The sequence below is a fragment of the Streptomyces bambusae genome, assembly GCF_020532645.1.
In the GTDB taxonomy this organism is placed as follows: domain Bacteria; phylum Actinomycetota; class Actinomycetes; order Streptomycetales; family Streptomycetaceae; genus Streptomyces; species Streptomyces bambusae.
Genome location: NZ_JAJAUZ010000006.1, coordinates 1 through 20,467, shown reverse-complemented (window position 1 = coordinate 20,467; position 20,467 = coordinate 1). Strand labels below are relative to the sequence as shown.

Sequence of the window (20,467 nt, the reverse complement as noted above, 5' to 3'; positions counted from 1 at the left end):
GGGGGGCGTCCTATATTTCGGTGGACACCGAAATATCGAGGGCTAGGGTGGAAGGCATGAGACCCCACCTGCTGCCCCTGCGTCCGCCGCCGTCGCTCCACCTCCCGACCCTGGGAGCCATCACCTTCACCGTGCTCGCGTGGGCCTCCGCCTTCGTGTCGATCCGCAGCGCGGGCGCGGCGTACTCCCCGGGCGCCCTGGCGCTGGGACGGCTGCTGACCGCCTCGCTGGTGCTCGGGGGCCTGCTCCTGGTCCGCCGCGAAGGACTGCCGCCGCGGGGTGCGTGGCGGGGGATCCTGGTCTCGGGGGTGGTCTGGTTCTTCGGGTACACCGTGATGCTGAACTGGGGCGAGCGCCTGGTGGACGCGGGTACGGCCGCCCTGCTCGTCAACATCGGCCCGATCCTGATGGCCCTGCTCGCCGCCCGTCTGCTCGGCGAAGGACTGCCGCCGCAACTGCTCATGGGCATGGGGGTCTCGTTCGTGGGCGCGGTCGTCGTCGGCCTGTCCATGTCCGCCTCGGACGACGGGGCCGGTGCTGCCGACTCGACGTCCCTGCTCGGCGTGGTCCTCTGCCTGCTGGCGGCGGTGGCGTACGCGACGGGAGTGATCGCCCAGAAGCCTGCGCTCGCCTGCGGTTCGCCGCTCCAGATCACCGCGTACAGCTGCCTCGTCGGAACCGTCGTCTGCCTGCCCTTCGCCGGGCAACTGGCCGCGGAGGTCCCCGCGGCGCCGCTGTCCGCGACGCTGAACATGCTCTACCTCGGCGTGGTGCCGACCGCCCTCGCGTTCACCACCTGGACGTACGCCCTGGCCCGGATGCCCGCGGGGAAGCTGGGCGCGACCACGTACGCCGTCCCGGCCATCGTGGTGCTGCTGAGCTGGCTGCTGCTGGGCGAGGTCCCGGCCTGGCTGACGCTGCTGGGCGGCGCCCTGTGCCTGGCCGGAGTCGCGGTGTCCCGCCGCCGGCCCGCCGTCCGCCCCTCCCCCGCCCGAGCCGAGGACGGCGCGGACGGTGAGAACGGCGCGGACGGTGAGGACGGTGAGGACGGTGAGGACACCCGCTACGGCCCGTCGGGCGGCGCCGGGGAGGCGGCGGGCGCCAGATAGGCGCGGTAGCCGGGCTGGTCCGGGAGGCCGGGCAGGGAGTGGGGGTGCCAGCTGCGGGCCCACTGCGGCGGCGGGGAGCCTCCCGTCACCAGCACCGCCGTCGGGCGGGTGCGCGCCAGGTCGGTGAGCGCGCGGACGGTGATGCTGCCGTCGTGACCCCCGTACACCTGGCGGGCGGCGCATCCGGTGGCGAAGGCGGCGCGGACCGCCTCGTCGCCGCTGAGGACGCACGGCGGGCGCACCCCCAGGCGGTGCAGTTCGGCGGCGACCGCGGCGAACGCCACGCGGTTGGCGCGGCTGCGGGCCGCCGCGGTGCCGGCGACCGCGAACTGCAGGGCCAGATGGACCGCCAGGGCGGCGCACAGGGCGGTCAGGGCGAGCGGGCGGGCGCGGCAGGCGGCGAACAGCCGGTCCAGGCAGAGCGCGACCGGGATCGCGAGCAGGGCGTAGGCGGGCAGCAGGAACCGCGGTGCGGCGTAGCCGATCATCAGCAGGTAGGGCGCGGCGAGGAACAGCGCGACCGCCGTCGGCACGGCGACGCGCCCGAGCCGGCCGCTGCGGTGCGCGGCGACGAGCCCGCCCGCGGCCAGCGGCGGCAGGGCGAACCACCACAGACCGGTGACGGGCCGGGACCACGGCACGTCGCACGGACGGCACAGGGTCCGACCGTCGAGGGAGCGCAGCTGGTCGAAGAAGGCCGGGTTCCACCCCAGGCCCCCCTGGATCTCGCCGGCCCGCCGGAGCCTGGGCAGGAGGCCGCCGTAGCGCAGGTGGGCTTCGACGGCCCATTCCGCCCCGCCCACGACGAGGCCGGCGACGAGGGCGGTCGCGAGCACGGCCCGCCGCCAGGCGGGCACGGCCAGCGCGGCGCCGAGCAGCGGCAGGACCAGCCACACGGCGTCACCGGGCCGCATGAGTGCGGCGAACGCAACGCCCGCGGCGACGCCGGCCGGTGCGAGCCGGTCCGCGGGATCGCGGGCGGCCCGCAGGAAGCACCCGACGGTGAAGAGCGCCGCGAACGCCACCCAGAGGTTGGGCATGGCCTGCGGGCCGTAGAGCACGGTGACCCAGAGCCCCGCGAACAGGCCGCCCGCGAGGGCGAGCACCCGGGTGGGCAGCAGTCCGCGCCACACCCACAGCGAGAGCAGGAGTCCCCCCGCGGCCAGCACGGCGAGAAAGGCCCGCAGCACCGGTACGGAGGAGGTGAAGGCGGTGACCGGGGCGATCAGGTAGGTGATGCCGCGGGCGCGCGGGGCGCTGAAGTAGGCGGCCGGAGCGTCCGGGGACACCTGGCTGACGTAGACCGTTTCGTCCCACCCCAGTCCGGTGCCCGGTACGACGAGCAGGAGCTGGACGAGGCCGTATGCGGCGGCGACGGACCCCAGCGCGGCCAGATCGCCGGCGCGGCCGTGAGCCGTGGCGGAGCCGGCCGGGGTGGTCGGTGGGTCCGACACGGTGGTGGCCTTCTCGGGCATCGGCGTCGCCTCCGGGGCGAAGGGGTGGGGGCACCACCCTGCCCGGGGCGGGCCGGCCCCGCATTCCGGGCGGCAGTCGGCCGAACCCGGGACGGCGGGGGCACGGCCGGTGTCCGTTCCGCACGCGTCCCGTCGTCAGGTCTCGCAGTGCTCGGCGGGTTCCTGCCGGGCAGGCGGAGCGCCCACGTCCTCGCCGTCCACCCGCTCGTCCTCGTCGGCCGACCTCTCGTGCTCGCCCGGCCGCAGCCCGTCGATGTCGCGGATCCACCACCGGCCGTCGCCGTCGTAGAACTGGATCGCCCGGATCGGTGCCCCGCCCGGCTCGATGCCGAAGCGCCCTTGCAGGTAGTCGTCGATCGTGCGGGGCGCGAACACGAGCCTGGTGCACGGCGGGATGGCGTCGAAGCCCACGAACACCCATTCGTACGTGTCGACTCCGGCGTCCGGTGCGTGGAACCACAGGTCGACGCGGGTGACCGGGTCCAGGGAACGGTTCGCGATGATCACCGTCTCGCTGTCCCCGGCGGCGTCCTGGGTCCAGTACCCGACCCGTCCGGCCTGCCGGCGCCGGTCCCGCTCCAGCTCCTTGCGGGACGCGTCCACGCTGGACATCGCCACCATGCCGCTGAAGAGCAGGCCGATCGCCGCCGTGAGGGCGGTCAGGGCCGTCGCCCAGGGAACCAGCTCGCGGCGCAGGACGTGCCACCGCCGTGCCCGGGACGTTCTGCCTCCCGCTGCCGGGCACCGCCGCAGGGCGGCGAGTCGGCGGGCCCGGACGGTGGGCGACGAGGGTCGGTGCATGACAGCAGCGTCCGGCGGGTGCGGGACACCGGCCAGCGGGCGTCCGCCGCGTGGCGCAGTGCGCCGGCGGATGCCCGCGGGCCGGTGGGGTCAGGTCTGCGGGGCGGTCCAGTAGGCCCGGCCCGGGACGGGGCGGGCCGGTGCGAAGAGCTGGGAGACGGTCACGGGGGTCAGACCGCGCTGCCGCAGGCCGTCGATGATGGCCGGCACCGCGGGAACGGTGCCCGGGTAGACGTCGTGGAGGAGGATGATCCCGTTGCGCCGGGCGCCCTGGAGGACGCGGCTCGGGATGACCCCGGGGTCGTGGTCGCGGTAGTCGCTGGCCGTCACGGACCACAGGATCTGCGCGAGTCCGAGCGAGCGGCAGACCTCGGCGACCCGCGCGTCGGTCAGTCCCTGCGGCGGACGCATCAGGGTGGGGGCGCGGCCGGTGAGCTGCTTGATCTGTTCCTGGAGGGTGACGAGTTCCCGGCGGATCTCGGTCTGCGGTACGAGGGTCAGGCGCCGGTGCGTCCACGTGTGGTTGGCCAGTTCGTGCCCCTCGGTCGCCTCCCTGCGGACGAGCGCGGGACGGGCGCGCGTGTTCTTGCCGAGGAGGAAGAACGTCACGCTGACGCGCTTCGCCTTGAGGACGTCGACCAGGTGCGCCGTGTCGGGGCCCGGTCCTGCGTCGAAGGTCAGGGCGACGCACCGGGCCTTGCGGCAGTCGACGGGCACGGGGCCCGCGGCAACCGGCGACGGCGTGGCGCTCGGGTGCCCGCGCGCGGCGGAGCGGGGGCAGGGGTGGACTCGGAGGAGGTGGGCTTGGCCGGGGGTGCCGCGGCCGGCTGCCCCGGTCCGCAGCCGCCGATGGCGAAGGCGGCGGCAAGGACGGTCGACGACCACGCGACCCTGCGGAGAGCACGCATACGGCAACCGCCACCAGAGCCGCGCCCCGCCACGCACCCGACACGACCGCGAACCGGCGCAAATCGTCCGGGGGTGTTGCGAAGTCCTGCGCCGTGCGGGACTTCGCAACACCCACCCGTCAGTACCAGCCCGTGCAGTAGGACCGGCCGTCCGAGTTGATGTGGATACAGGCCTGGACCTGCTTGTAGGGCGGGTCGTAGTACATGCCCGACCAGGTGGCAACGGTGTTGGTGCCCGCAGACGTGCTCCAGCCCTGCTGGCCGATGCCGCGCGGGCCGAGGCGGCCTTCGAAGCCGGTGCCGTCGCTGTTGCGGCGGTTCACGTAGACGTACGCGCTGCCGGCGCCGAGCGGGTAGGTCGCGCGGGCCCAGGCGTAGTGGTCGCCGTCCGTCGTCCCCGCCCGCAGGTCGATCGCACCGAACGGATGCGGCTCGCCCCGGGGGGTGGTGGGGCCCCAGCTCCAGCTCTGGACGTTCGGGTTGTGGTTGTCGCAGCCGAAGGCCGCACAGGCGGTCGGTGCGGCGGCCGCCTCGCTCGCCAGGGCCACCGAGGTGCTGAGGGTGAAGAGGAGGGCTGCGGCCACCGCCCCGAGCCGCCGGGCGCCGGGGCGCCGGGCCCCGGGCGGCCGGGCGCCAGGGCGCCGGGGGTGCGGGCCCTGCACGGGGTTCCTGCTCGTCACGCTCATGCCGGCTCCTCGGTGTGCGTACGGGCCGCCGCCGGCTCGGGCGGCGGTCTGACGCCGCGCGGCGTCGCCCCAAGGTTCCGGCACCGCAGGGTTGTTGCGCTGCTCCTCAGCGGCTTGAAACAACTCCCGGGCGGTGGTCGGCACACGGCGCGAAGACGCCTTGTGGCGGCCTCGGGCGGCGCTGTTGGGTGAGTGGCCGGGTACTCGGGGCGGGCGGGGTGGGATGGATGGGACGTCAGGAGAAACCGCTCGACCCGGCGGGCGGGCCCGTCGTCGAACTGGCCGCGGCACTACGTGAGTTGCGGCGGGCGGCGGGCAGTCCCACGTACGCGGCCATGGCCCGCCGGGCCGGCACGTACTCGGTGGCGACGCTCTCGCGCGCGGCGGCCGGCGAGCAGCTGCCCACCCTGCCGGTGGTGCTCGCGTACGCGGCCGCCTGCGAGGGCGACCCGGCGCAGTGGGAGACCCGCTGGCGGCTGGCTGCCGACGAACTGGCCGCCCGTACCGCCCTGCACGACGACGAGCCGGCCCCCTACCCGGGCCTGGCCCGCTTCGAGCCCGGCGACCGCGAGCTGTTCTTCGGCCGGGACCGGCTCGTCGACGATCTGGTGGCGCTCACCTTCAAGCACCGGGTCGTGGTCGTCTTCGGGCCGTCGGGCAGTGGCAAGTCCTCGCTGTTGCGCGCGGGGCTGGTCCCCCGGCTGCAGGAGTCCGCCGGCGAGGCGGCCGCGGTCCGGCTCCTCACCCCGGGCGGCAACCCGCTGGACCGGCACCGCGCCAACCTCGCACCGGCGGACCGGCCCGGCGACACCTGGCTGATCGTCGACCAGTTCGAAGAGGTGTTCACCCTGTGCCGGGACCCGGCCGAACGGTCCGCCTTCGTCGGCGCCCTGCTGTCCGGCACCCGGCCGGACGGCGCGCGGGTGCGGCTGGTGCTCGGTGTCCGGGCCGACTTCTACGCCCACTGCCTGGCCGATCCCGCGCTGGCGGCGGCCGTGCGGGAGGCGAGCCTGCCCGTGACGCCGATGAGCAGGGAGGAACTGCACCAGGCCGTCACCGCGCCGGCGGCGGCCCGTTCCGTCCAGGTGGAACGCGCCCTGACCGCCCGCCTCGTCGACGAGGTGCACGGCAATGCCGCCGCCCTGCCCCTGCTCTCCCACACCCTGCGCGAGACCTGGCACCGCCGCGCGGCCCGCCGGCTGACCCTGGAGGCCTACGAGGCGGCCGGCGGTGTGCACGGCGCCATCGCCCGCACCGCCGAGACGACGTACGGCCTGCTCGGCGCCGAGCAGGCCGACCTCGCCCGCCGGATCCTGCTGCGCCTGGTCAGCCCCGGGGACGAGGGGCTCCCCGACACCCGCCGCCCGGCCCGCCCGGACGAACTCGGCGAGGGCGAGGACGTACGGCACGTCCTCGACCTCCTCGCCGCGGCCCGGCTGGTCACCCTGGACCGGAACACCGTCGAACTCGCCCACGAGACGCTGATCACCTCCTGGCCCCGCCTGCACGGCTGGGTCGACGAGAGCCGTGAGCAGCTGCGGCTGCGCCAGCGGCTGGGCACGGCCGCGGAGACCTGGGACCGGCTCGGCCGGCCGCCGGGTGCGCTCGCCCCGGCGGCGCTCCTCGCATCCTGCGCGCCGCTCCTCCCGACGGCCGCCCCGCACCGGCTCACCACCGTGGAAAGCGAATTCGTCGCCGCCAGCACCCGCGCCCGGACGCGGGCGGCGGCCCGCCGCCGCGCCACCCGGGGACTGCTGGCCCTCCTCGCCGTCCTCGCCCTGCTCGCCGGCACCGCGGCATGGCAGGCCGGACGGACGGAGCGGGACCGCCGCAGCACCGCGGTCGCGCTGCGCACGGCCGCCGTCGCCGAGGGCCTGCGCGCCACCGATCCGCGGACGGCGGCCCGCCTGAACCTCGCCGCCTGGCAGCTGGCGCGGACCCCGCAGACCAGGGCCGGACTGTACGCCGCCCGCACCGACCGGACCGGGCCGGACCTCACGGTGGGCATCGGCGACGAGTCCGTGCAGAGCGAGTTCGCGGACCCCGACGGCAGCACCCTCACGGTCAGCAGCCGACGGCAGGTCGAACGGTGGGACCTGCGGGCGGGCCACCGCCTCTCGGGCCACCGGCTGCCGCGTCCCACCCGGGTGCGCCCGCTCCCGCTCCCGGGCCCCCGGCTGCCGCCGGGACGGCATCCCGCCGGGGAGGTGCTGCGGCCGAGTCCGGACGGCACGCGGACGGCCGTGATCAGCCAGGGCGGCGCGTACGGCAACCGGACGCCCGGGTGGGCGGAAGTGCGGCTGCTGGACCTGCGGACGGGGGACGAGTCGGCGTTCGTGCTGCCCGGCGTCCGGCTGGCGGCCGACCTTGCGTGGGGCGGCGGGAGCCGGCTGCTGGCCGTGACCGTCCCCGGGAGCGTCCGGTTCTGGGACGTCGTGGGCCGCCGGCCGCTGTTCGCCGTGCCCGCCGCAGGGGCGTTCACCGGCGCGGCCCTCAGCGCGGACGGCCGGCGGGCGGCGCTGTGCGGCAGGTCCGGCGTCGAGGTCTGGGACGTACCGGGGCGGCGCCGGCTGCCCGTCGGGGGGACGGCCGGGCGGGACGTGCCGGCCCGCGCCTGCAGCCCGGAAACCCTGCGCCTGAGCCCCGACGGGTCACGGCTCGCCGTCCGCCTGGACACCGGCATCCTCCTGGCGGCCACCGGCCCCGGCGGCCGCCCCGCCCGGCGACTGGCCGCGGCCGGCGTGACCGGCTTCTCCTTCAACCGGGACGGCACGCTGCTGGCCGCGGTGTCGGCGGACACGGCCCGGGTGTGGCGCACCGACGACGGGCGCCCGGACCCCGTGGTCTTCCGGCAGCGCCTGCGTCCCGACGGGCCCACGGACGTGCGCATCGACGACCGTGCGGGGGTGCTGCGGTACGTGCACGACGACCGGCGCCGCGTGGCCGCCCTGCGGCTCGGCCTGCTGCCCGGGGCGGTCTGGTCGCCGGCGGGCACCGATGCCGTCCTCCCGGCGCCGGACGGATCCGCCACCGTCGTCCTGCGCCGGCAGGGCGGCACCGTCGTCCCCGAGCTGTACGCCGCCGCGGCAGGCGGCGGGGGCCCGGACGACCCGCTGGGCGCGGCCGCGCGACCGGTCGTGCGGCTTCCCCCGCTTCCGGGGCAGGCGGCAGCCGGCCGGTCCGCGGTGGGGGCGTTCAGTCCCGACGGGCGCCTCTTCGCCTACGGCCCGTACCCGCGGCGCGGTGCCGGACCGACCGTCAGGGTGTGGGACGTGCACCGCCGGAGGGCCCTGCCCGACGTGGCCGTGCCCGGGGCCGGGCGGCCGTCGGGCGGGACGGCTCCGGCAGGCCGAGGGGCGCACCGGCACCTGTCCGTCACCGCCCTGGTGCCGGTGCTGCGCGGCGGAAGACCGGTCGTGTACGGCGTCTTCGCCGACGAGGCCGCCGGTGGCGGCGAGTTGTGGAACCTCACCGCGTCCCGTCCGGTCGCGGTGCTGCCGGTCGCGTCCCGGGCCGTCGCGGTCCGGCCGGACGGCGGGGTGCTCGTGCCGTCGGACGGACCGGTGGTGACCGTGCCGGAAGAACGCGTCGACCTGGTGGCGGGTGCCCTCGGATCGTCGTTCACGGCCGCCTACAGCAGGGACGGCCGGCATCTCGCGCTCGCGGACGCCACCGGCGGCATCGCCCTGTGGACGGGCGCGCCGGCCGGGGCGCCGGCCTTCTTCACCACCGGCCCGCACGGCGTGCCGTCGGACGCGGCCGGAGTGTCGGCGGTGGCCTTCTCGCCGGACGGCACGATGCTGGCCACCGGGGACGACACGGGGGCGGTCCGCCTGTGGGACGTCCCGTCCCGCCAGCCGCTCGGCGGCCCGTTCCCCGGTGCCGGCGACCCCGTCTCCCGGCTCTCCTTCACCCCGGACGGCACGGGCCTGCTGGTCCAGGGAGCGCACACCGCCGCCTTCGTCCACCGGGTGCGGCCCGCGGACGCGGCAGCCGCCGCCTGCGCCCTGCACGGCGGCCTCGACCGCGCGCAGTGGCGCACGCACCTGCCCGAACTCCCCTACCGCCGCACCTGCCCCGGGCAGCCGGACGGCTGATCCGGCCCGGCGGACGGGCTCCTGAGCGGTGCTCCTCGCTACGGCTCGTCGGACGCGTCGGGCACCTCGGGTACGTCGGACTCGTCGGGTACGTCGGACTCGTCGGGGTCGGGGCGGCCGCGTCCGCTCGGGTCGAGGAGTTCCTCGGCGAGGGCGTCGGCCTCGTCCTGGGACAGTTCGACCACGAGCCGGCCGCCGCCTTCGAGCGGTACGCGGATGACGACGGACTTACCCTCGTCGGCGGCTTCCATCGGACCGTCGCCCGCGCGCGGCCTGATCCTGGCGTTCGGGAATCCGCTCCCGTCGAGGGAGGGTGCCGCTCCGGTTCCGCGTGCGTACGTCCCCGGGGCGGGTGTTGCGGTGGCGGTCGGCGCGAGCACGGCCGTGGATCCCAGCAGGAACGATGAGGCGACGAGCGAGACGACGGCATTGTGCCGGATGCGTCGGGCCATGACGGGTGTCCTCCCTCGCGGTGACGCGATGAGTGGAGGGCCGCGGAGGCGCGGGGGCACGTCGCCGCACCCGCGCTCCGGGAAGTGTCCCTCCGGCCACAGCACACGACGACGGACGTACGGCTGTGGCGCCGGTGCGGCGCCGCACTGATCGTGAAGCGCCGCTCCCGCCCATGGTCCCCCGCCCCCCACCCGGTGTCGACCGGACGGCCGGCGGGGCGGCCGGGACCGGGCCCCGGTCAGGTGGTCGGGGCCGTCTCGCGGGCGGCGCGACGGCGGAGGGCGTCCTCGTCGGTGCGGGCGTCGTACGTGAAGAGCTTCGGGAGCAGCGCGGACAGGATGGCGACCGAGGCCACGCAGGCCACGCCGCCGGTCCAGAACGCGGAGCGGGTGCCGGTCCAGCCCGCCATGGTGCCCGCGCGGACCTGGCCGAGCTGCGGGCCCACGCTGTAGGAGAGGACCTCGATGCCCGCGAGGCGGCCGCGCAGTTCCTCGGGGATGGTCTGGTTCCAGATCGTGGCGCGGCCGAGGCCGCTGAGCATGTCGCCGGCGCCCGCGACGGCCAGGCAGGCGAGGACCAGCCAGATGCTGCCGGTCCAGCCCGCCGCGGCGACGGCCAGGCCCCACACGGTGGCCCCGCCGATCACCAGCAGCCCGTGCCGGTGGACACGGGAGGTCCAGCCGCTGGTCAGGCCCAGCAGGAGGGAACCGACCGCGCCCGCCGCGTACATGAGGCCCAGGGCCCACACCGCGTCCAGTTCGTCCGCGAGGAAGGGGAAGATCGTGTTGGGGAAGGCGAAGAACATCGCCGCGAGGTCCACCGCGTACGTGCCCAGCAGGACCGGCCTGCTCCAGGCGTACCGGGCGCCCTCCGCTATGGAGCGCAGGGACGGCCGTTCGGCGCCGTGGACGGGCGGGGCGGGCGCGAGCCGGGTGCACAGCAGCACGGAGACCGCGAAGCCGAGCACCGTGACCGCGTAGGCGGAGGCGTAGCCGACGTACGCGACGACCAGGCCGGCGAGGGAGGGCGCGGCGATGGCGCCGACGTTGTAGCGCAGCGAGTTCAGGGCGGCCGCGGCGGTCATCTGGTCGTGCGGGACGATCCGGGCCATCAGGGAGTCGAGGGCCGGGCGCTGGAGGCCCGCGAGGCCGGAGACCCCTGCGGCGACCACGTACAGCGGCCACAGGAGGGGGTCCGGCAGCAGCGCGTTGACCAGCAGGATCATGGCCAGGGCGCCGAGTCCGGCCTCGGTGAGCAGGATCAGCCGCCGCCGGTCCACGGCGTCCGCGAGGGCTCCTCCGTACAGGCCGCAGACCACCATCGGGATCAGCTCGACCGCGCCCATCGCACCCACCGCGAGCGGGGAGTCGGTGAGGTGCTTGATCTGGAGCGGTAGGGCGATCATCGCCATGAAGGAGCCGAAGAAGGTGACCGTGCCCTGCCAGAACAGCAGGCGGAAGTCCCGGCTGGATCGCCAGGGGGTCAGGTCGGGCAGGAGGGCGGTCAGGCGACGGGGGGTACTCACGACGGAACATCGTCCGCGATCCGCCGGAATCGGACAAATCATTTATTGCGCGGCCCTGACCGCCTGCGGGGTCAGCGGGACCGTACGGCCGTGACGGTGAAGCGCTCGACCTCCGTGACGTGGCCGCCGGTGGAGGCCACCACGGTCAGGACCGGGTCGGTGGGGCGGGTGTAGGAGACGGTTGCGGTCCAGGGCCGGTCCGAGCCGCCGGCGGGGGTGCAGCAGCCGGTGCCCAGGGGCCGCGCCGAGGACGGCTGGCGCACCTGCACCCTGATGCTCTCGTCCACGCCGGTGATCCGTCCGCCGGCCCGGAGCGGGGAGCGCGCGGTGGCGCCGTACGCGGGCACGGTCAGGCTGAACGTCGTGTCGTCGGTGCCCACCACCTCCCAGGGGGCGTCCGCTCCCGGGCCGTACCGCACCAGGTGGATGACGGCCGCGGTGCTGCGGCGGGCCTCCTCGGGGGCGCTCGGGCCGACGCCGATCCGGGCGTGCCGGCCGCTGACGGAACGTGAGGAGACCCGGTCGATCTCGCGGAAGCCCAGGTAGCCCTGGACGAAGGCCAGCGCGGTCCGGTCCGCCTCCAGGTGCCAGGGCTGGTGGCCGCCCTCGCGGTAGGACCGCTGCCATGCCTGTGCCTGCGCGTACGTGGCGAACGGCCACAGCGGGTGGAGGCCCGCGCCGAGGGGCGGTTCGGCGGTTGCGGACCGGGAGGCGGCGGGGCCGGTGGGCGCGGGAGCGGTGCGCTCGCCGGTGGCCTGCGGGGAGCTCGGGGGTTGGCTCGGCGTGCGGGAGGGCCCGCCGGTGGGCGCCGCGCGCTCCGGGGAGCCGTCGTCGCAGCCGGTGAGGAGCAGCCCTGCGACGGCCGCTGCGGCGAGGAACCGGCTGGACCGGCGGGATCGGGTGGTGGGACGGAGCCTGGGGTTCATGGGGACTCCCGAACGGTGACACCGCACGAGCACTCCCCCACGCCGGTGGGTGCCGCCGGTGGCGCCATGGTCCCACCGGACGGCTCCGCTGGGAAGCCGGGCGGCTTCGGTCGGCGGGGAGCGGGCCGGCTCACGTCACCAGGTGCAGGGAGGTGTCCGCGATGCCGAGGCTGATGCTCTGACCCCAGGTCAGTTGCATGGCGTCGTTCTCCATCCCGTCGCCGAAGACCACCATCCGGTCGGACTCCACGGTCAGCTGGAGCGCCTGCCCCCTTCCCAGCTCGCCGGCGACCTGCGTCGTCCCGGTCGTGGGCGAGGGCCAGGCCTCGCGTACGAACCACAGGAGGCGCGGGTCGGCGGGGGCGGGCAGGTGTGCGGAGCTGCCGCGCTCCAGCCACAGGGAGCGCAGCCAGCCGGTGGCGCCCGTGCCGGTGCCGACCAGTACGCCGGACGAGGCCTGGGCCTCGTCCGCGCCCTGTGTGCCGGCGGAGCCCAGGCGGTAGCGGACCGTCTGGTGGCCGGACGAGCCGAGGTAGATCTCGTTGAGCGCGAGGAGGCGCTGGGTGTCGTCGGCGACGGCCTCGACCATGGTCAGCTCCTCCGCCCGGCCGCCGGGTGCGGTCGCGGCGCGCAGCAGGGCGGCGGCGTCGGCGCAGCGGTGGCGGACCAGGACCCCGGGGTTGCGCCCGGGGTCGCTGTCGATGCCCACGACCGGCTGTCCGCGCAGGTATTTCGCGGTGTTGGCGACGAGGCCGTCCTGGCCGACGACGACCACCACGTCCTCGGGGGCGAACAGGAAGCGGTCCAGGTCCGCCCGCTCCACGCGGGCGCCGCGCCAGGTGAGCGGCACGGCCGCCGCCACCTCCCGGAGTGCCTGCTGGGTGCTCGCGTGGCGCCGGACCACCTCGTCGATGGACCGGCCCCGGCTGGAGAGGAAGAACGCGGCCTGCCCGTGCGTCCCGTGCCGGGCGAGCAGTTCCTCGTACTCGGTCCTGCGGTGGACGAGCACCGCCCGCGGGGCCAGGCTCACGCGCCGGTGCCGCCTTCCGGTGCCGCGCCCGTGCGTCCCAGCCGGGTCAGGAGGGTGGTGAGGACGTCGGGCGAGAGGGTGAGGCTCTCGATCCGCGGCAGGTTCTCGGCGAGCCGGGTCGCGGCCAGGGCGTGCAGTGTGGCCGGACCGGCTTCGTCGTGCACGCGCAGCCAGGCGGCCTGGGCTTCGGAGCGGGCTGCGCCGGTTTCGCGGGCGGCCTCGGCGTCGGCGCGGGCCAGGCGGACCTTGCGGGCGGCCTCGGCCTCCGTCCTGATGCCGTCGGCCGCCGCCTTCTCCTCTGCCTCGCGGCGGGTGTTGATGCCGCGCTGTTCGACCAGCTGTTCCTCGCGGCGGGCGAGTTCGATCTGGCTGGCCAGTTCGTTCTCGGCGATGGCGCGTTCGCGTTCGACGGCGACGGCCCGCCGTTCGTAGGTGGCCCGGTCGGCCTCCTGCTGGATCTGCTCGCGGGCCGGGGTGCGCAGGGCGCGTTCGACTTCCGCCTCGGGGCGGATCGCCACGACGCGTACGGCCACCACGTCGATGCCGGTGGCGGGGAGCCGCGGCTCGGCGGCGAGCCCGGCGGCGACCCGCTCCCGTACGGAGGCGACGCCGTCCACCAGGGCGACGGCGAGCGGGGTCCGGGCCAGGACGTCGAGCGCGTGCTGCTGCGCGGTCTCGGTGAGCAGGGTGGCGATCTGCTCCAGGGGCGCGGCGCGCCAGCTCCCGGTGTCCGGGTCGACGGAGAAGTCGAGCCGGTCCGCGGCCTGGGCCGGATCGTTGATGCGGTAGGTGACGGTGGCCTGTACGGCGGCGTCCTGGAAGTCGGACGTGCGGGCGTGGAAGGCCATGGCCAGTTCCCGGTCGTCGACCGGCACTTCGGAGAGCGCCGCCGACAGCGACCGGTACCAGAAGCTGAGTCCGCGCCCGTCGTGGACGAGCCGGCCGCGCTTGTGGTGGCGGATGTGAGCGGTGGGTGCGGAACGCAGATGACGCCAGCCGAAGCGCCGGGTGATGTCGGCCATGGCAAACCCCCTCGATTTCGTCAGTGCGACGATAACGAGCGGTGTTCATATCGTCAAGGGGACGAAAACGGCGTCAGGGGGCAGGCCTGGCGGGCCCGGTCGTCGCCGGCAAGCGGTGGCCGTCCCCGACGCAGCCGAGGCGGTTGCCGGCGACGGGGGCGCCGTCGACGATGTTGCGGTCCCAGGTGACGGACCCGACGGTGACGGGGTCGGTGCCCACGAGCACGTCCAGGAAGGCGTCGTGGCCCGCGACCGCTTCCTTGCGGGCACCGGGCAGCGCCATGGCCAGGGTGGCGGCATCGTCCTCGCGGCCCGGCGCGTACCGGATGACGGGCGGACCTGCGTGCCGTACCGGCGGCGCGGCGGCCGAGGTGTCGGTGACGACGAACTTGGCGGCGCCCAGCGCGCGGGCCACTGCGGCGTCGTCGACGCGCGCCTTCACGGCGGCGGGGTTGTTGGGGACCAGGTTCGCGGGGCGGGGCAGGATGCGGGTGTCGCCGATGATGGGCCGGTCGGCGGCGAGCGCGTCCCACAGGGCCTCGGCGCGCGGCTCGTGCCAGAGGAGGGTGGAGCCGACGCCGTCGACGCGGTGGTCGAACTCGCGGATGGGAACGGTCGCGAACTCGGTCCGCGCGTGGTCGAGCCGGCCGAGGGCGGTGGCGATGCGGACGAGGTCCCACACGTCGGTCCGGTCGTCCGTACGGACGGACTTCAGCAGGGTGGTGGCCGTGCGGTAGGCGGCGGCCGGGTCGGCGAGGGCGCGGTCGGCCCGGAGCTTCACCAGGAGGTCGGAGACGGTGCGCTGCTGCCGGCGGACCCGCCCCAGGTCGCCGGGGCGGCCGATGTGGCGGGCGCGGACGTACCGGAGGGTGCCGCGGCCGTCCGTGCGGTGGACGCCGGCGGGGAGGTCGAGTCCGGAGTTGACGTCCTTGAGGGGCTGGTCGGTGCAGACGGTGGCCCCGCCGAGGCCGTTGACCGCCCGCTCGAAGCCGGTGAAGTCCGTCTCCAGGTAGTGGTCGATGTGCAGCTTGGTGACCTGCTCGACGGTGGCGACGGCCTGCGGTCCGCGGCCGAGGGCGTACGCGCCGTTGATCTTGCCCTTGCGGACGGGGTCCGTCTGCGCGTAGGGCACGTAGGAGTCGCGGGGGACGGAGACGACGGTGGCCCGCTCCATGTCGGCCGACAGGTGCACGAGCATCATCACGTCGGTGCAGTTGCAGCCCTTGCCGCCGACGTTCAGGCGGCGCTTCTCGGCGGCGGAGAGGCCCTCGCGGCTGTCGGTCCCGACGACGAGGATGTTCGTGCCGCGGTGGGCTGCGCGCTGCGCCCGGCCGTCGTCCGGGGCGGCGCCGGAGGCCGGCCAGGCGCCGACGGCGAGGGTGGACACCAGGGCCAGGGCGATGGTCAGCCGTCGCATGCGAGCCTCCTGACGATCGGTCGGGTGGGGCGTGCGCGACGCTACGGGACCCCGGGGCCTGACGGGGCGTCACACGCCGGAGCCGACGGGTGGAGCGCCCGGGTAATAGGCCGTCAGGTTGTCCGCCGCGGGCCGGACCCGGCCCGCGGGCCCCCGGCTGAACGCCCGCAGGAGGTTCTCGGTGACGGTCCGGGTGAACGCCCCCGCCCGGGCGTCGAGGCCGTGGGCGCCCTTGCCGGGTCCGGTCACGTCCAGGGCTTCGACCCACCGCATCGTCCCGGCCGCGAACACCCCCGCACCCGAGGCATGGGTGGAGTAGGCGGTGTCGGCGTGGGCGCGGCGGCCCTTGCAGACGACGGGAGAGTGGGCGACCACCTCGATCGGGCGGGGCGTGGGGTACCGGGTGTCCACGCAGTCGTATTCGACGCCCACCAGGTGGGGGAAGGAGTCGCCGTACCGGGCTCCGGTGCCGGCAAGCAGCCAGTGGGCGGGCTCGGTGACCACGTACGGCGCATCCACGGGGTAGCCGTCGTAGATCACGCCCAGGAGTTCACTCTCCGGCTCCGGCAGCGGACTGCGGCGGAAGTCGTTGGTCGGCGGCAGCCCGGCCCGGTGGCCGGGGTCGGCGGCGTAGTCCTCCTTGAAGCACACCACCGTACGGTCGGCGCCCACGGCGGACGGTGCGAAGCGCACGCGCCGGTAGCAGCAGTTCGCTCCGAGGACCGCCAGGTTCGTCCCGGCGTCGCGGGCGCAGGTCACGTGCCGGCGCTGCTCGGGGCTCCAGTACTCGTCGTGGCCGGGCGAGACGATGCCCACGGCGCCGTCCAGGAGGTGCGGCTCGCGGGCCACGTCCACCCCGGTGGCGTAGGCCAGCGGCAGGCCCATGCGTTCGGCCAGGGCCACGAGCGGCGCCTCGAAGAACAGGAACTGGCCCGCCCCGTTCCGAGCCCGGTAGGGGCGGTCGAAGGAGACGGCCAGGGACCTGGAGGCCTTCGTGCCCGTGGGACCCTGGTACAGGTCCGCGCCGCCCCACCGGTTGTACGCCTGCCAGGTGGCGACCGCGTTGACCACGACCAGGCGGCCCCGGGTGGTGCAGGACCGGACGGTGAGGGGCACGAACCGCTGCGCCGTGCCGTCCGCGGTGTCCAGGCGCAGCAGGTAGCAGCCCTCCGGCCAGCCCGTGGTGTCGAGCCGGAGCGACGGCCGCCAGCCGGTGGTCACCATGCGGGTGGCCGGCTCGGTGCGCGCGGCCCCCTGCCGGGCACCCGCGAGGGCGGGCGAGCGCCACACCAGCCGGGCCCGCGCCCCGCCGTACCAGCCCATCCGGTACGCGGACACCCGGTACGAGGACGCGGTCGTGGAGACGTACAGCCGGACCGGCTCGCCCGGCAGCACGCTCGTCTCGCCGGCGAAGCCCTCGATCGCCTGCGCGGGACCGGGCCGGGTGACGCGCCAGCCCGAGTCCCCCGGGCGCTCGTTCTCCGCGGCGACATCCAGACGGCCGCCCGCCCCCGGCACCCGCGCCGCCGCGCCGCCGGTCCCGGCCAGCAGCCCACCGGCCGCCCCGGCGGCCGCCACCAGCACCCGCCTGCGCCCGGGCCCCTGAGCCCCGCCTCCCACCAGCCGCTGCTGCATACCCACCTCCACCACACCGCCACCGTCCCCTCCCCTTCTAACCGACCACCCCACACCCACCCACCGGCCACGCGGACGAACACCCCCTGCGCTAGCCGTCCGGAGTCATCGGGGCGGGGTTTCCCGGATCCTGCGGCGGGGCCGTACAACCGTTGGCGGGGGCGGTGTGTCCAACTCACCGATCACCGCGGTCGACAGCGATCGCCATGTTCCAACGGGGAAGGCATCATCCATGCGCACACGCGCCCGTACGCACCACCGGCTCGCACTGTTCGTCACGACCGCGGCGCTGGCCGTTTCGGGGGCCGCGCTCGCGCCGCCGGCCGCGGCCGTGACGGCCGGCGCCCCTGCCGCCGCCGAGGTCCCGATCGTCGTGACGGGCTCCCAGGTGCCGGCCGTGGCCGACGCCCGGGGGAACTACCCCGCGCCCGGCTGGAAGCCCGTCTGGACCGTCAACCAGCCGGTCACCTGGACGCTGACGTTCACGGATCTGATGGGCAAGCACTTCCACACGATCACCGAGACCACCGCGCAGCAGGAGATCAAGCCCTACTGGCACGGGTTGGACGGCTACTTCTACGCCGCCAACGGCCCGATGGGCTGGGAGCTGAAGGCCACCGCCGTCGGTTCCCCGACCGCCGTCGTACTGGACAGGGGCACGGTCACCGTGATCGGCGGCAAGGCCGTGCGCCGCGACGTCGGCGGCCCCACCGGGACGCCCGACGGCATCGCGGACCTCATGTCCACCACCGCGTCCGGCACCCTGCGCACCGCCTACGGGAACCGGTCCACCGGCAACTTCAGCGGCAGCGCCACCAGCACCGGCTGGCCCAAGGGCTTCCGCCCCATCCCCACCGGCCTGATGGACGAGAACCGCTGCAACGACACCCTCGTCCGCCTCGCCACCGGCGAGATGCGCGTCTACACGCCCGGGTGCGGGGCGCCGCTGACGCCCGCCAGCCCGTACAAGGTGCTGGGCAAGGGCTGGAACGCGTACGACATCATCACCTCGGTCGGCAACGTGAGCACGGGGGTCAACCTGTCCGGTGAAGCGGACCTGATCGCCCGGGACCCGAAGACCGGGAACCTGTACCTGTACACCTCGTTCGGCTACTCGATCTTCTACCCCCGCGAGCTGCTGGGCACCGGCTACAACCAGTACAAGAAGATCGTGGGCGCCGGCGACCTCAACGGCGACGGTCACGGCGACCTGCTGCTCCAGGACAAGTCCAACAAGCTGTGGCGCATGAACGGCCTCGGCAAGAAGAAGTTCGCCAAGCGCGTGCTGCTCGCCGAGAACTGGGGTGCGTCGTTCAACGCCGTCGTCGGCATCCGCGACCTCACCGGGGACGGGCACGCCGACCTGCTCGCGCGTGACACCGCCGGGAACATCTGGCGCTGGAAGGGCACCGGCAAGGGCACCTTCGGCGGCCGCACCAGGCTCGCCACCGGCTGGCAGGTGTACGACGGCATCCACTGATGCACGCGGCGGTGGCCGGCCGGGTCTCCACCCAGCCGGCCACCGGTTGGCGGACGGTGCCTCAGATGCCGGTCGCGAGCGCCGTGTCGCGCCAGGCGTCGAGTTCGCGCCGCACCAGGTCCAGCTTCGCCTCGACGCGCTCGACCGCGTCCGCGCCCAGTTGCAGGCGCAGCGGCGGCTCCGCTGCCTCGGTGACGTCGACGACGGCCTTCGCCGCCTTCACCGGGTCGCCCGGCTGGCGGCCGTCGTTCTGGGCGAGCGCCTCGCGCACCGGGCCCGCGCCGGCGGTGTAGTCGGGGATGGACGCCGGTTCGACGCGGATGCTCGCGGCGTTGAGGAAGTCGGTGCGGAATCCGCCCGGTTCGACGATCGTGACGCGGACGCCCAGCGGGGCCAGCTCGCCGTGCAGCGCCTCGGAGATGCCCTCCAGGGCGAACTTCGACGCGCCGTACAGGCCGACGCCCGGGGCGGTGGCGAAGCCGCCCACGGAACCGATGTTGAGGACGTGGCCGGACCGCTGGGCGCGCAGCGTCGGGAGTGTGGCCCGCAGGGTGTTGAGCGCGCCGAAGACGTTGACGTCGAACAGGGCCCGGGCGGCCTCGTCGGAGACCTCCTCGACCGCGCCGACGAGCCCGTACCCGGCGTTGTTGACCACGACGTCGATCCGGCCGAACTCGGCCAGGCCCGCCTCCACCGCGGCCGCCAGCTGTCCGGGGTCGGTCACGTCGGCGCTCACCGCCAGCAGACCGGCGGGCGCGTCCGGGTACGCCTGCTTCACCGCCGAGGCGTCCCGCGCCGTGGCGATCACGCTGTGCCCGCGCTCCAGCGCCTCCCGGGTGATCTGCGCGCCGAGCCCGCGCGACGCACCCGTGACAAACCAAACTCCCATGCTTTCCCCCTGTTTCGTCTCCGACCGGCACATCGGCCGGCGTCTCGACGATAGGAGTTGGAGTCGACTCTAGATCAAGAGGGATGTGACGAGGGTCACTCTTCCGTCCGGTCTCGGCGCGGGGGTGCTTGACAGCCACCCCGCCCGCACGCCACCCTTTCACTACTTCCTTAGTTAAAGGGGGATGAACGGTGTGATCGATTACCGCATTGACCGGCGCAGTGGCCTGGCCACCTACCTCCAGATCGTGCAGCAGACCAAACAGGCCCTTCGCCTGGGCCTGTTGAAGCCCGGGGACCGGCTGCCCACCGCACGTGAGGTGGTCGAGGCCCTCGCCATCAACCCCAACACCGTGCTCAAGGCGTACCGGGAACTCGAACGCGAAGGACTGGTGGAGGGCCGGCGGGGGCTCGGCACGTTCGTCCGCCGGACGCTGGGCGAGGGCCGGGCCGCGGACGGCGCGCTGCGCGCCGAACTCGCCGCGTGGGTGGAGCGGGCGCGCCGGGCGGGCCTGGAGCAGGACGACATGACCGCACTGTTCACCTCCGTGCTGAGCGGGGCCGACAGTGGAACGAACGAGGGGGACGACGCATGACGGCAGCCATCGAAGCGCACGGTCTGGGACGGAGGTTCCGCCACGGCGGCTGGGTCCTGCGGGACTGCTCCTTCCGGCTCCCCGCCGGCCGCATATGCGCGCTGATCGGCCCCAACGGGGCCGGCAAGTCCACGCTGCTGGCATTGGCCGCGGGCGTGCTGAAGCCCACCGAGGGCACCCTGACGGCCCCGCCCCGCGAGGCGGTCGGCTACGTCGCCCAGGACAAGCCGCTCTAACCGCACTTGACCGTCGCCGAAACCCTGCGCATGGGAATCCAACCCGCCGGGCGGTGCAATTCCAGCCCCTCCGGCGCTTGAGGAGCGGGGTTTGGGGCGGAGCCCCAAGAACGGCAACCCGGCCGGCGCCGGGCAGGGGGGGGGGGGGGGGGGGGGGGGGGGGGGGGGGGGGGGGGGGGGGGG

15 protein-coding genes and 2 pseudogenes are annotated in these 20,467 nt (G+C 75.1%); 5 read left to right on the top strand and 12 right to left on the bottom strand.

Translation table 11 applies throughout. The annotated features are described in order from the left end of the window. The first annotated feature begins 56 nt into the window (after positions 1-56). Positions 57-1,109 carry a DMT family transporter gene (locus LG634_RS06045; protein WP_226732577.1) on the top strand — a complete coding sequence of 351 codons (1,053 nt, stop codon included), beginning with the start codon at positions 57-59 and terminating at the stop codon, positions 1,107-1,109. Here LG634_RS06045 and LG634_RS06040 read toward each other — a convergent pair. From LG634_RS06040 to LG634_RS06025, 4 genes are all read right to left on the bottom strand, one after another. After that, on the bottom strand, positions 1,064-2,584 hold the full coding sequence (locus tag LG634_RS06040) for a hypothetical protein (RefSeq protein ID WP_226732576.1): 1,521 nt from the start codon (positions 2,582-2,584) through the stop codon (positions 1,064-1,066). The two genes, LG634_RS06045 and LG634_RS06040, sit on opposite strands and share 46 nt — an antisense overlap. Positions 2,585-2,719: 135 nt before the next feature. Continuing rightward, a complete protein-coding gene (locus tag LG634_RS06035) occupies positions 2,720-3,385 on the bottom strand; it encodes a hypothetical protein (RefSeq protein WP_226732575.1) in 666 nt (221 codons plus the stop codon). Between the two features lie 90 nt (positions 3,386-3,475). After that, the gene (locus LG634_RS06030) at positions 3,476-4,102 is read right to left on the bottom strand and encodes a polysaccharide deacetylase family protein (RefSeq protein ID WP_226732574.1); all 627 of its coding nucleotides are present in this window, start codon (positions 4,100-4,102) and stop codon (positions 3,476-3,478) included. A 310-nt stretch (positions 4,103-4,412) separates the two neighbouring features. Then, complete coding sequence (locus LG634_RS06025) at positions 4,413-4,979, bottom strand: hypothetical protein (protein WP_226732573.1); 567 nt, start codon at positions 4,977-4,979, stop codon at positions 4,413-4,415. A gap of 227 nt (positions 4,980-5,206) precedes the next feature. On the opposite strand from LG634_RS06025, the gene LG634_RS06020 reads away from it, so the two are divergent. After that, complete coding sequence (locus tag LG634_RS06020) at positions 5,207-9,076, top strand: nSTAND1 domain-containing NTPase (RefSeq protein ID WP_226732572.1); 3,870 nt, start codon at positions 5,207-5,209, stop codon at positions 9,074-9,076. Positions 9,077-9,213: 137 nt separating this feature from the next. Here LG634_RS06020 and LG634_RS06015 read toward each other — a convergent pair. The 7 genes and pseudogenes from LG634_RS06015 to LG634_RS05985 form a co-directional block, all read right to left on the bottom strand. Next, positions 9,214-9,354 (bottom strand): annotated as a pseudogene (locus LG634_RS06015) (DUF3117 domain-containing protein); the annotation flags it as partial. A 413-nt stretch (positions 9,355-9,767) separates the two neighbouring features. Further along, a complete protein-coding gene (locus LG634_RS06010; protein WP_372482376.1) occupies positions 9,768-11,096 on the bottom strand; it encodes an MFS transporter in 1,329 nt (442 codons plus the stop codon). Positions 11,097-11,125: 29 nt separating this feature from the next. Next, entirely contained in the window at positions 11,126-11,980 is an 855-nt protein-coding gene (locus tag LG634_RS06005) for a hypothetical protein (RefSeq protein WP_226732570.1), read from the bottom strand. A gap of 130 nt (positions 11,981-12,110) precedes the next feature. Beyond that, on the bottom strand, positions 12,111-13,010 hold the full coding sequence (locus LG634_RS06000; RefSeq protein WP_226732569.1) for a hypothetical protein: 900 nt from the start codon (positions 13,008-13,010) through the stop codon (positions 12,111-12,113). Continuing rightward, positions 13,007-14,032: an SPFH domain-containing protein gene (locus LG634_RS05995; protein ID WP_226732568.1), complete on the bottom strand. Its 1,026-nt coding sequence runs from the start codon at positions 14,030-14,032 to the stop codon at positions 13,007-13,009. Before LG634_RS05995 ends, LG634_RS06000 begins: the two co-directional genes overlap by 4 nt. Positions 14,033-14,105: 73 nt before the next feature. Further along, the gene (locus LG634_RS05990) at positions 14,106-15,449 is read right to left on the bottom strand and encodes an LCP family protein (protein ID WP_226732567.1); all 1,344 of its coding nucleotides are present in this window, start codon (positions 15,447-15,449) and stop codon (positions 14,106-14,108) included. A 69-nt stretch (positions 15,450-15,518) separates the two neighbouring features. Continuing rightward, a complete protein-coding gene (locus LG634_RS05985) occupies positions 15,519-17,099 on the bottom strand; it encodes a N,N-dimethylformamidase beta subunit family domain-containing protein (RefSeq protein ID WP_226732566.1) in 1,581 nt (526 codons plus the stop codon). 217 nt (positions 17,100-17,316) lie between these two features. On the opposite strand from LG634_RS05985, the gene LG634_RS05980 reads away from it, so the two are divergent. Continuing rightward, positions 17,317-18,564 carry an FG-GAP repeat domain-containing protein gene (locus LG634_RS05980; RefSeq protein WP_226732565.1) on the top strand — a complete coding sequence of 416 codons (1,248 nt, stop codon included), beginning with the start codon at positions 17,317-17,319 and terminating at the stop codon, positions 18,562-18,564. A 61-nt stretch (positions 18,565-18,625) separates the two neighbouring features. Here LG634_RS05980 and LG634_RS05975 read toward each other — a convergent pair whose 3' ends face one another. Continuing rightward, positions 18,626-19,453, bottom strand: a complete 828-nt coding sequence (locus LG634_RS05975; RefSeq protein WP_226732564.1) for an oxidoreductase — start codon at positions 19,451-19,453, stop codon at positions 18,626-18,628. 184 nt (positions 19,454-19,637) lie between these two features. Here LG634_RS05975 and LG634_RS05970 point away from each other — a divergent pair, with 184 nt between their 5' ends. Both LG634_RS05970 and LG634_RS05965 read left to right on the top strand, forming a co-directional pair. Then, positions 19,638-20,048, top strand: a complete 411-nt coding sequence (locus LG634_RS05970; RefSeq protein WP_226732563.1) for a GntR family transcriptional regulator — start codon at positions 19,638-19,640, stop codon at positions 20,046-20,048. Continuing rightward, a pseudogene (locus tag LG634_RS05965) lies at positions 20,045-20,281 on the top strand (ATP-binding cassette domain-containing protein); the annotation flags it as partial. The gene LG634_RS05970 and the pseudogene LG634_RS05965, both read left to right, overlap by 4 nt. Between the last annotated feature and the right edge of the window lie 186 nt (positions 20,282-20,467).

What these genes read in the sequence shown, in the direction of transcription:
- LG634_RS06045 (WP_226732577.1), top strand. Translation starts at nt 57, where the DNA reads ATGAGACCCCACCTGCTGCCCCTGCGTCCGCCGCCGTCGCTCCACCTC.
- LG634_RS06040 (WP_226732576.1), bottom strand. Translation starts at nt 2,584, where the DNA reads ATGCCCGAGAAGGCCACCACCGTGTCGGACCCACCGACCACCCCGGCC.
- LG634_RS06035 (WP_226732575.1), bottom strand. Translation starts at nt 3,385, where the DNA reads ATGCACCGACCCTCGTCGCCCACCGTCCGGGCCCGCCGACTCGCCGCC.
- LG634_RS06025 (WP_226732573.1), bottom strand. Translation starts at nt 4,979, where the DNA reads ATGAGCGTGACGAGCAGGAACCCCGTGCAGGGCCCGCACCCCCGGCGC.
- LG634_RS06020 (WP_226732572.1), top strand. Translation starts at nt 5,207, where the DNA reads ATGGGACGTCAGGAGAAACCGCTCGACCCGGCGGGCGGGCCCGTCGTC.
- LG634_RS06010 (WP_372482376.1), bottom strand. Translation starts at nt 11,096, where the DNA reads ATGATTTGTCCGATTCCGGCGGATCGCGGACGATGTTCCGTCGTGAGT.
- LG634_RS06005 (WP_226732570.1), bottom strand. Translation starts at nt 11,980, where the DNA reads ATGAACCCCAGGCTCCGTCCCACCACCCGATCCCGCCGGTCCAGCCGG.
- LG634_RS05995 (WP_226732568.1), bottom strand. Translation starts at nt 14,032, where the DNA reads ATGGCCGACATCACCCGGCGCTTCGGCTGGCGTCATCTGCGTTCCGCA.
- LG634_RS05990 (WP_226732567.1), bottom strand. Translation starts at nt 15,449, where the DNA reads ATGCGACGGCTGACCATCGCCCTGGCCCTGGTGTCCACCCTCGCCGTC.
- LG634_RS05980 (WP_226732565.1), top strand. Translation starts at nt 17,317, where the DNA reads ATGCGCACACGCGCCCGTACGCACCACCGGCTCGCACTGTTCGTCACG.
- LG634_RS05975 (WP_226732564.1), bottom strand. Translation starts at nt 19,453, where the DNA reads ATGGGAGTTTGGTTTGTCACGGGTGCGTCGCGCGGGCTCGGCGCGCAG.
- LG634_RS05970 (WP_226732563.1), top strand. Translation starts at nt 19,638, where the DNA reads ATGAACGGTGTGATCGATTACCGCATTGACCGGCGCAGTGGCCTGGCC.